This window comes from Pseudomonas sp. PDM03 (genome assembly GCF_014852385.1).
In the GTDB taxonomy this organism is placed as follows: Bacteria; Pseudomonadota; Gammaproteobacteria; order Pseudomonadales; family Pseudomonadaceae; genus Aquipseudomonas; species Aquipseudomonas migulae.
Window position 1 is genome coordinate 144,222 of record NZ_JACVBM010000003.1, and the last position, 10,960, is coordinate 155,181.

The window sequence follows — 10,960 nt, forward strand, 5'->3', positions numbered from 1 at the left end:
TCACCTCAAAGTACTTGGATAAAAACAGCGCCCGGCCCTTTCGGCCGAACGCCTTCAGTTATTAGCCCTGACTGACCAGAGCTTCGACAGGTTCAATAGTATCGTTACGGACCACCGCACCGAACTGCTGCATCATTTGCTGGATGAACGGATCACCGTGGATCGACTCTTCCGCCTCGCGCTGACGGTTGGCACGGCGCCGGGATGCGGCCTGGGCCGGGGTCTCCTGCTCGGGCTTGATCAGCTCCATGCTCAGGGTCAGCGTGCGCCCGTGAAACTGGTTCAGCGCATCGTTGAGACGACGTTGCTGAGTCGCGTTGAACAAGGCGCTATGGGCCGGGTCCAGGTGCATCAGCCAGTGGTCACCTTCCACGGAGATCAGCGTGCAGTTGGCGGCGATGCTCCCGGTCATGCCGGAAATCGGCAGTTTCGGGAACAGTTCCAGCCATTGCAGGGCCAGACCGGTGGCGGGCATCGCGGCCGGCTCAGGTTCGGGTTCCGGCGCGGGTTCGGCGGCGTGTTCACTGGCCAGTTCGTCGAGGTAGCTGTACGCCGAATCCATGTCCGGTTCGATGTAGTCCTCGTCCAGCGGCGGCTCGTCGTCGGAGTCGATGCCCCGTGTCGCGGCGTCGACGTCGGCCACGGAAGGTTCCGGGATCGGCGCAGCGGCCCATTCCGGCGCGTCTGGCACAACGCTGTCAGGCGTCGGCAACGGCATCGGGGGCAATTCGGGTTGTTCAGCGGCGGTTTCCAGCACCGGCTCGACGGCTGGCTGCTGGACGACTTCGGGTTCTACCGGATCATTCCACGGCAGATCGACGACCGCTTCGACCACTACCGGCGCAACAACGGGCTCCGGCACGACGACCGGCTCAGGCTCGGGAGCAACCACCGGCGCGACCGGCGCGGCAACAACCGGTGCAACTGCCGCAGCGACTACCGGCGCAACAACCGGCGCGGCAGCCACTGAGTTTGCGGAATCAACTGTGGCCTGGCTGATCCCCACTGGCTTTAGCGGTTGCCTCGGCGCATCCGCGGTGTCCGCCGGGCGGAACGCGAGCATCCGCAGCAAGACCATTTCGAAGCCGCCGCGCGGGTCCGGCGCCAGCGGTAAATCGCGGCGGCCGATCAGGCCCATCTGGTAATAAAACTGCACGTCTTCGGCCGGTAAGGCCTGGGCCAGCGCCAGCACCCGATCACGGTCGCCGTGACCGTTGTCGACGCCTTCAGGCAAGGCCTGGGCGATGGCGACACGGTGCAGCACGTTGAGAATTTCCGAGAGCACGCCGTTCCAGTCCGGGCCTTGTTCCGCCAGATGGCGGACGGCCTCGAGCAACGCCTTGGCGTCGCCTTCGATCAGCGAGTGCAGAACGTCGTAAACCTGACCGTGATCGAGCGTGCCGAGCATCGCCCGCACATCGGCGGCCATGACCCGACCTTCACCGAAGGCAATCGCCTGGTCGGTCAGGCTCATGGCATCGCGCATCGAACCGTCAGCGGCACGACCCAGCAGCCACAGCGCGTCGTCTTCGAACGGTACGTTTTCGACGCCCAGCACGTGGGTCAAATGCTCGACCACCCGTTCAGGGGTCATGTTCTTCAGCGAGAACTGCAGGCACCGCGAAAGAATCGTTGCAGGAAGTTTCTGCGGGTCAGTGGTCGCCAGGATGAACTTGACGTAGGGCGGCGGCTCTTCGAGGGTTTTCAACAGCGCATTAAAGGAATGGCTGGAGAGCATGTGCACTTCGTCGATCAGGTAGACCTTGAAGCGCCCGCGGCTCGGGGCGTACTGCACGTTGTCGAGCAGCTCGCGGGTGTCCTCGACCTTGGTCCGGCTCGCGGCGTCGATCTCGATCAGGTCGACGAAACGGCCTTCATCGATCTCGCGGCACACCGAACATTCGCCACACGGCGTCGAAGTGATACCCGTTTCACAGTTCAGGCATTTGGCAATGATCCGCGCGATGGTCGTCTTGCCGACCCCGCGCGTGCCCGTAAAGAGGTAAGCGTGGTGCAGCCGCTGGCTGTCCAAGGCATTGATCAGAGCCTTGAGCACATGGGTCTGGCCGACCATTTCGCGGAACGAGCGCGGACGCCATTTACGTGCAAGAACCTGATAACTCATCGAAAACCATCGCCACTGGGAAGCAGAAGCGGCTAATGCTAGCGGAGCAAGGCCAAAATTGCATCCGGCGCGCTCGTCTAATCTGGCTAAGCTGCACTTGCGGTGATTTTTATCGGCTCGATTTTCATCGATAGCGGAGCGTTTATGCGGCTGGCCTTGGGGGCACTGCTGTTGATGAGTCTGAACGTTATGGCTGCCAACGCGCCGCTGCGCTTCGTGGTGCCCGACAGTTGGGCGATGCCGATGGTGCAGCTTTATCAAGGCCAGCCGACCCAGGGCATCCTGCATGACGTGATGGTCAGCCTCGCGACCCAGGTTGGCGTTCCGGCCGAGTTTCACGTACTGCCGCGGGCCCGGGTGCAAAATGCCATGGAGCACGGCGAGATCGATGTCCGCTGCTACGCCGCGCAAACGTGGTCGCCAAATCAGTCCGGAGACTACATCTGGAGCATTCCGCTCTGGACCCAGCCGGACGTGCTGATCAGCCGGCACGAGTTGCAGACCTCAATCGATCCGGCGAATTTGCCACAACAATCCATCGGCACGGTGCTCGGCTACAGTTACCCCACCCTGCAACCGCTGTTCGACGCCGGGCGCCTGCTTCGCGAGGACGCGCGCAATCAGGAACAGGTCCTGGAAAAACTCATGGCCGGACGCTACCGCTACGCCGTGAGCAATCAATGGACGCTGGACTGGTTCAATCAGCGCCTGCTACCTGAGCAGCAACTGCAAGGCGTGGCGGTGCTGCAAGTGCAGAGTGTCGGTTGTTACGTGCGTAATGACCCGAAAGTGCCCGTGCAACGCATTCTGCGCACGTTACTGAGGATGAAAATGTCCGGGGAAATTGATGACATTATCCGCCTCTATGTCGGCAAACCCTGAACCTGTGGGAGCGAGCCTGCTCGCGATTGCGTACTTTCAGCCAGCACTTGCGTGATAGACACACCGTCTTCGCGAGCAGGCTCGCTCCCACATTTGATCTTCATAGGTCTGACAGTCTCAGGCTGTTTGATCGAGTGCCCGCCATTGCGCCGGCGCGACAAAACCTTCGACCCAGCCCGGCACATCAACCGCCGGCATCGGCCGGGCGATGAAATAACCTTGGGCAACGTCGCACCCCAACTGCATCAACAGCTCGCCGTGCTCGATACTTTCCAGCCCTTCGGCGATCACTTGTCGGCCAAACGCGCGGGCCAGGCCAATCACTGCGGTGGTGAGGGCCAAGTCGTCGCGGTCATGCAAAATGTCGCGGATAAACGACTTGTCGATCTTGATGGTCTGGGTGCGCAAGCGCTTGAGGTAGTTCAAGGACGAATAACCGGTGCCGAAGTCACCCAGTGAAAACTGCACGCCGAGCGCCTGACAGGCCTGCAGACAGGCGCTGACATGCTGGATGTTTTCTATCGCCACCGACTCGACGATTTCCAGATCCAGCATCTGCGGCGCGACCCGGGCATGGCGGGCGAGTACCTGCCTGAGCCGGTCGACGAAATCCGCTCGCTGGAAATGCCGGGCGGCGATGTTGACGCTGATCGGCCAGCCCTGCCCCGCTTGCTGCCAACGGTCCAACTGCATCAACACCTGATCCATCACCCATTCACCGATATCGATGATCAGGTCCGTCTCCTCCACCATCGGTAAAAACTCTCGGGCCGGCACCATGCCATTTTGCGGATGCTCCCAGCGCAAGAGCGCCTCGAAGCCGACGACGACACCGCGACGCATATTCACTTTTGGCTGGAAATGCACACGCAGCTCGCCGGCGGCCAACGCCTGCCGAACCCGTTCGACGGTCTGGTGAGTGGCCTTGACCTCTCGATCCCGGAACACGTCGAATAAATGAAAGCGATTGCGCCCGCTCTGCTTGGCCACGTACATCGCCTGATCGGCGTGACGCAGCAAGGTTTCAGCATCTTGATTGTCATCGGGGAACAGGGTGACGCCGATGCTGGCAAATACATTCAGGGTCTTGCCCCGCAGCTGGTACGGCGCCGAAATCGCGCCCAACACACGGTTCAGCGCCGCACGCAACTCCGGTACATCACGCACATAGCGCAACACCAGCACGAACTCGTCACCGGCCAGCCGCGCCACCACATCCTCGCCGCGAACAATGTCGCGCAAACGCTTGGCCACCTCCACCAGCAACAGATCGCCACTGGCATGCCCGTAGCCGTCGTTGACCGCCTTGAAGCCGTCGAGGTCGAGCATGCACACCGCCAGCGGGATGTTTTCCTCACGCGAGAACGCCAGCGCCTGATCCAGCAGGTCCGAGAGAAACGCACGATTGGGCAGCCCGGTCAGCACGTCATGGCCGACCCGCCATTGCAGGGAATGCAGCAGTTGGCGTTTTTCGCTGATGTCGAAACGGATCGCCAGGTAACGATGAATCCGCCCGGTGGCGTCATCCAGCAGTGGCACCAGCGTGCTTTCGACCCAATACAGACTGCCATTCTTGGCGCGATTGCAGATCTCGCCCTTCCAGACATTGCCCAGCGCAATGGTGCGCCACATGCCGGCGAAGAAATCAGCGGAGTGCAGGCCGGAATTGAGCAGGCGATGGTTCTGCCCAAGCAGTTCTTCGCGACTGTAACCGGAGACGGCGCAGAACTGATCGTTGACGTAGGTAATCCGGCCGGTCAGATCGGTCTCGGAAAAGATTGCGGCGGCGTCCACGGCCCTGCGGTATTTCTCATCCATGAGTCAGGCTCACTGTCGCTAGCGGTGGTACCGCTCGACCAGCGCAAAATGCCCGGAAGAGATGTTTTGATTCGTACTGCGCAGAGCCACGTGATCACTCCAGGAACAGCGATTGATGGCCCTTTGGCCGCCGAAGATCAACTAGGCTCAAAGACCCGGACAAAGGGCAGCAACAACGATTTCGATAACATTTTGCAAGGCTTCAGGGAGGCTTCGGCACTCCACATATTGTTCAAGGGAGCACCCTACTGGCTCTTTCGCATCAGCCAAACTTACGCAAACAGGTCACCAAATACCCTTTAGAGGAGGCAATTCTACGAAATGCATCACATTTTGCAAAGCAAGGTGATGGATCATGCAGTTGTCTAATGCAAAAATCTATCGTTAAGTTCTTGATTCTAAATGGGAATTGAGCGATGCAAATTTCAAGTTTGGGTTCAGCCATTCGGCGTTACCGCAAGGTCGCGGGGCTTACTCAGGCTGAACTCGGCGAAAAAACCGGTTTTGACCCGAAAACCATCAGCCGTTTTGAAACCGGCACCTACACCCCCAGCGTGGAAGCCCTGTTCCTGCTTGCCGGCGTGCTGGGGGTGAAACTGAAAGCCTTCTTCGCAGATTTGGGCGATGAGGATGAACAGCGGGCGTACCTGTTCGGAGTCATCCACAAAGCCACCCCGAAGGATCTGGGAAAGCTGATTGCAGCGGTTGACCAGGCCATGTCCAAGCCTTAGTGGCAGAAATGAAAAAGGAGGCCGACTTGTCGTGATTCGACAGGTCGGCCTCCTTTTTTGCGCCTGTTTTCAAAACGGAAACGACGAAAAATCCGCCCTGGACGAAATCCATGGCAGAGCAACAAGACAGTATTTTTTGATGAAAAACGCGAGAGAAGGCTCGCGGTGCGTTATGGAGGCAACCCCACCAGCCACACCCCGGCACACAATGTTCCCGCTGTGGCTGCTTCCTTCCGGATCTGACCAGGTTCACGGGTAATCGTTGCGGGGGGACCGATGGGGTCACCATAACGACGCTCACCTGACGGCGAGCCGCGCCATTGTACCTATCTGAGGCGAAGTTACAACCGTTCGGGCGGATTAAAAAATATGAGCGGCTTCAAGGACATGCGCAGTCCTGAAAAGAGCGCGGGCGCCTACAGGTCCTGCACCACTTCATCCGCCCTGCCGCCCTCCTGCTGGATCACCAGGTGAATGAAGTGCAACTTGGCAATCACCGCCGGCGGCAATATGAACGGGTAGAAATCCGGCTGGCCCATGCTGCGCGACAGTTCGTTGAGCATGCCGGCGAGTTCGATCCACGCATTGACGAATGACAGGAACGCCGCGCCGCCGGGATGCTGCGGATCATAGAGAGTACTGGACGGGAATGGCTGGTAGTCGAAATCCATTTCCCGCGCACTCATGCCGAAGCCGAGGGCGGTGTCCACCGCGTCCATCATGTGCAGGTAATGCGCCCAGGTTTCGGCCCAGTCTTCCCAGGGATGCATGGTGGCGTAGGCGCTGACGAAATGTTGCTGCCAGTCGAGCGGCGCGCCTTGCTGGTAATGCCGGTCGAGCGCCTCGGCGTAACTTGCGCGCTCGTCGCCGAACACGCCACGAAATGGTTCCAGCCACTGGCTGCTGGTGATCAGCCGATCCCAATAATAATGCCCGACCTCATGACGGAAGTGCCCGAGCAACGTGCGATACGGTTCGTGCATCTGCACCCGCACCTGCTCGCGGTGCGCGTCGTCGGCTTCTTTGATATCGAGGGTGATCAGGCCGTTGGCATGGCCCGTGGTCGGCGGCTTGCCTTCGAGGTCGACGCCGATGAAATCGAAGGCCAGCCCGCTCTCTTCGTCCACGGTTTTGGGGATGACCTGCAAACCCAGGCTGACCAATTGCGCGACCAGCCGACGCTTGGCGATTTCGACCTTGCGCCAGCGTTCGTGATTCTCGGGAAGCGATAGATCAGGAATGGTGTGATTCAGGCTACAGGCGATGCACAAGGTTTCGTGATCGTTGACCGGCAATAGCCAGTTGCAGGCGGCCGGGGTGTCGAGATTGGCGCAGCGCCGGAAGATACCCGCGCCGGGGTCGGCATCGAGAGTCCAGGTATCGGCCTGCGAAGCGGGCTGTAACGACGATAGGCGACCCTGTTCAGGCTGATAGCCCAAGGCCGCCGAACAGGCCAGGCACTGGCTGTTGCGAAAGAACAGTGACTGCCCGCAGCGGCAATGCCAGACCTTGCTGTTGCGCGAGCTTTCGCCAATGAAAGGCGCGGCGATGCGTGAACTGAGCTGTTCGAAGAAGCGGTACATGGCGATCTCTCCCTGGGCTTGCCAAGACTAGATCATGATTGGTTGTTGATCGTTCCCGGATTTTGCGTGATGGCGAATATCGCCTTCGCGAGCAGGCTCGCTCCTACAGGTAACCGCGTTTTTCCAGTAGGAATGCGGTCAAATGTGGGAGCGAGCCTGCTCGCGATTGGCATCACACAGAAATACCGTGCTTGCTCAAAAACCCGACAAACGCCTCTTCATCCAGCACCTTCAACCCCAGCTCATTGGCCTTGGCCAACTTCGAACCGGCGCCCGGCCCGGCCACCACGCAATGGGTCTTGGCCGACACCGAACCGGCCACTTTGGCGCCGAGGCTTTCCAGTTTATCCTTGGCAACATCGCGACTCATCAATTCCAGCGAACCGGTCAGCACCCAGGTCTGCCCTGCCAGCGGCAAGCCTTCGACGACCTTCTTCTCGCTCTGCCAATGCATGCCGAAATCACGCAGCTGCTTTTCAGCGGCTTCAGCGATCTGACGATTTTCGGCGACGGCAAAGAACTCACGAACCGAATTGGCCTGTTTCTCTGGCAAGGCCTGGCGCATGTCCAGCCAGTCAGCAGAAAACACACCCTCCAGCGAACCGAATTTTTCCGCCAGCTTCTGCGCCCCGCCCGGCCCGACCGAAGGAATGTGCAGCTTGTCGAGGAAACCGCCCAGCGTGGTGCTCGCCGCAAACTCGGCGCCCAACTCGCCCTGATCCTGAATCTGCAGGCCATGCTTGAGCAGATCGGCGATCACCTGCTGGTTATGCGCATCTTCGAAGAAGCTGTGAATCTCGTGAGCCACTTCCAGGCCGACATCCGGCAAGTACGTGAGCACTTGCGGCAACGCCTGCTGAACCCGCTCCAGCGAGCCGAGGGAGCGTGCCAGCACCTTGGCCGTCTCTTCGCCGACATCGGGAATGCCGAGGGCGTAGATGAAGCGCGCCAGGCCCGGCTTTTTGCTGTCTTCGATGGCGCTGAGCAGGTTCTTGCTCGACAGCTCGGCAAAGCCTTCGAGATCGACGATTTGCTCGAACGTCAGGGCGTACAGATCGGCCGGCGAACTCACCAGACCTTCATCCACCAACTGCTCGACGCTCTTCTCGCCCAACCCTTCGATGTCCATCGCTCGACGGGAAACGAAGTGAATGATCGCCTGCTTGAGTTGCGCGCCACAGGCCAGACGACCGACGCAGCGATACACCGCGCCCTCGCTGATAGTCTCGCGCCCCTTGCTGCGCTTGACCAATTGTGTGCGTTCGACATGCGAACCGCAGACCGGGCACTGCTCAGGAATCTGCACTGGCCGTGCGTTTTCCGGGCGGCGCTCCATGACCACTTGCACCACCTGCGGAATCACGTCGCCCGCGCGGCGGATGATCACAGTGTCGCCGATCATCAACCCCAGACGCGCCACTTCGTCCATGTTGTGCAGCGTCGCGTTGGCCACGGTGACGCCCGCCACCTTGACCGGCTTCAAGCGCGCCACCGGCGTTACGGCACCGGTTCGCCCGACCTGGAATTCCACGTCGAGCAATTCGGTGAGCTCTTCCATCGCCGGGAATTTATGGGCAATCGCCCAGCGCGGTTCGCGGGCGCGGAAGCCCAATTCACGTTGGGAGGCGATGCTGTTGACCTTGAACACCACGCCGTCGATTTCATAGGCCAGGCTGTTGCGGCGCTCACCGATGTCGCGGTAGTAATCCAGGCATTCATCGATGCCGTGTGCCAGTTTCAGCTCGCGACTGATCGGCATGCCCCATGCCTGAAGCTGCTTCAGATTGCCGATGTGGGTGTCGGCAATCTCCGCCGAAACCTGACCGATGCCGTAGCAGCAGAATTCCAGCGGACGGTTGGCAGTGATCTTCGAATCCAGCTGCCGCAAGCTGCCCGCCGCCGCGTTGCGCGGGTTGGCGAAGGTCTTGCCGCCGACTTCCAGTTGCGTGGCGTTGAGCCGTTCGAAACCGGCCTTGGACATGAACACTTCGCCGCGCACTTCCAGGGTCGCCGGCCAGCCGGTGCCTTGCAGCTTGAGCGGAATATTACGCACGGTGCGTACGTTGACACTGATGTCTTCACCGGTGGTGCCGTCACCGCGCGTTGCGCCGCGCACCAGCACACCGTCCTGATAAAGCAGGCTGACCGCCAGGCCATCGAGCTTCGGTTCGCAGCTGTACTCCACCGCCGCCCCGCCGCCAAACAAGTCGCCGGCTGGCAGGTCGAGACCTTCAGTCACCCGACGATCGAACTCGCGCATGTCGCTTTCTTCGAAGGCGTTGCCGAGGCTGAGCATCGGCACTTCGTGACGCACCTGGGTGAACGTCGACAGCGCCGCGCTGCCGACGCGCTGGGTTGGCGAGTCGCTGGTGATGAGGTCAGGATTGGCTGCTTCGAGGGCCTTGAGCTCATGGAACAACCGGTCGTACTCGGCGTCCGGAATGCTCGGCTCGTCCATCACGTGGTAGCGATAGTTGTGCTGATCCAGCTCAGCGCGCAGCTCTAGAATGCGGGTTTTGGCGGCGGTCATGGGTGTTCTCTCATAAAGCAAAAGAGCAGCCGAGGCTGCTCAATCTGTGGTGCGGCGTAGATTCAATGTAGGAGCCGGCTTGCTGGCGATGGTGTGTCAGTAGACATAGATGTATCTGATCCACCATCGCCAGCAAGCTGGCTCCTACACAGACCTGCGGAGAATTCAGAATTTTCCGCAGGCCACCAATATCAGCGCTTCTGGGTCAGGGCGCGGCGTTCGAATTCGACGATGCGCTGACGGTAATGCTCGATCGTCTGCGCGGTCAGCACGCTGCGCTGGTCGTCTTTCAGTTCGCCGTTCAGCTCCTGGGACAGTTTGCGCGCCGCAGCCACCATCACGTCGAAGGCCTGCTTCGGATGACGCGGGCCTGGCAGGCCGAGGAAGAAGCTCACGGCCGGTGTGCTGAAGTGGTCGATGTCGTCCAGATCGAAAACGCCCGGCTTGACCGCATTGGCCATCGAGAACAGGACTTCACCGTTGCCAGCCATGCTTTCGTGGCGGTGAAAAATGTCCATCTCGCCGAAGCGCAAACCGCTTTCCAGAATGTTCTGCAACAGCGCCGGGCCTTTGAAGCCAGCGGCGTCGCGGCAGATCACGCTGATTACCAGCACTTCTTCGGCTTGCGGTTGTTCTTTGTCGCTGACCGAAGGCGAAGACTTGGCGTCAACCGGGAAATCGTCGTCACGGCTGCTGAAGCTCGGGCCGCCGTCCAGGTCCAGGCTGAGGTTCATGTCGCCTTGCGACGGCTCGCCATGGCCACGCTTGCCGCGCTTGGAACCCGACTCACGGGGCTCACGGGCAGGCATGCTCACCGACGGCAGATCGTGCTCGTCCAGTTGCGGTTCTTTGTGGGTATCCAGAACGCGCGGCGGGCCCAACAGCTCGGCGCTGGTGTCCTCGTCCGGCAAATTGGACAGACTTCGATCAAGACGGAACTTCAGTTTTCCCTTGCCGCCGCGCATACGGCGCCAGCCATCGAAAAGAATACCGGCAATGACAATAATGCCGATGACGATCAGCCACTCGCGCAGACCGATTTCCATGTAATCCCGTGCCTCTATAAAAAATGCTGAAAAATAAGGGGTTTACAACTCGTAAACCGCTTTAAAACGTGGCGCCAACTCTATGTTCTGACAGGCGTTTTGCCCACGTATACGAAAAATTGACATTAAACTAGCACGACCAAAGGCAACTTTACACCGTCTGTCACAATGGCTTGCGCGAATATGTCGATTGGCCAGCAAGTCAAGGAAGGTAAATAAGTCCTACGGACAAAAAATACTCAACC

Annotated in this window: 7 protein-coding genes and 1 other RNA gene; 2 read left to right on the top strand and 6 right to left on the bottom strand. The window is 59.9% G+C overall.

Annotated features, from left to right (window positions below):
* Nucleotides 1-61: 61 nt before the first annotated feature.
* The gene (dnaX, locus tag IB254_RS07535) at nucleotides 62-2,125 is read right to left on the bottom strand and encodes a DNA polymerase III subunit gamma/tau (RefSeq protein WP_192416907.1); all 2,064 of its coding nucleotides are present in this window, start codon (nucleotides 2,123-2,125) and stop codon (nucleotides 62-64) included.
* Between the two features lie 144 nt (nucleotides 2,126-2,269).
* Here dnaX and IB254_RS07540 point away from each other — a divergent pair, with 144 nt between their 5' ends.
* Nucleotides 2,270-3,007, top strand: coding sequence for a substrate-binding periplasmic protein (locus tag IB254_RS07540; protein ID WP_008028565.1), 738 nt, complete (start codon nucleotides 2,270-2,272; stop codon nucleotides 3,005-3,007).
* A gap of 117 nt (nucleotides 3,008-3,124) precedes the next feature.
* On the opposite strand, the gene IB254_RS07545 is transcribed toward IB254_RS07540, so the two are convergent.
* Complete coding sequence (locus IB254_RS07545) at nucleotides 3,125-4,825, bottom strand: putative bifunctional diguanylate cyclase/phosphodiesterase (protein ID WP_192416908.1); 1,701 nt, start codon at nucleotides 4,823-4,825, stop codon at nucleotides 3,125-3,127.
* 416 nt (nucleotides 4,826-5,241) lie between these two features.
* On the opposite strand from IB254_RS07545, the gene IB254_RS07550 reads away from it, so the two are divergent.
* Complete coding sequence (locus IB254_RS07550) at nucleotides 5,242-5,556, top strand: helix-turn-helix domain-containing protein (RefSeq protein WP_008028568.1); 315 nt, start codon at nucleotides 5,242-5,244, stop codon at nucleotides 5,554-5,556.
* A 182-nt stretch (nucleotides 5,557-5,738) separates the two neighbouring features.
* Here IB254_RS07550 and ffs read toward each other — a convergent pair.
* From ffs to zipA, 4 genes are all read right to left on the bottom strand, one after another.
* An RNA gene (ffs, locus tag IB254_RS07555) (signal recognition particle sRNA small type) lies at nucleotides 5,739-5,835 on the bottom strand.
* A gap of 137 nt (nucleotides 5,836-5,972) precedes the next feature.
* Nucleotides 5,973-7,139, bottom strand: coding sequence for a putative zinc-binding metallopeptidase (locus IB254_RS07560; RefSeq protein WP_192416909.1), 1,167 nt, complete (start codon nucleotides 7,137-7,139; stop codon nucleotides 5,973-5,975).
* A gap of 172 nt (nucleotides 7,140-7,311) precedes the next feature.
* Nucleotides 7,312-9,669 carry an NAD-dependent DNA ligase LigA gene (gene ligA / locus IB254_RS07565; protein ID WP_192416910.1) on the bottom strand — a complete coding sequence of 786 codons (2,358 nt, stop codon included), beginning with the start codon at nucleotides 9,667-9,669 and terminating at the stop codon, nucleotides 7,312-7,314.
* Between the two features lie 191 nt (nucleotides 9,670-9,860).
* Nucleotides 9,861-10,715, bottom strand: coding sequence for a cell division protein ZipA (gene zipA / locus IB254_RS07570; protein ID WP_008027358.1), 855 nt, complete (start codon nucleotides 10,713-10,715; stop codon nucleotides 9,861-9,863).
* Nucleotides 10,716-10,960 lie beyond the last annotated feature (245 nt).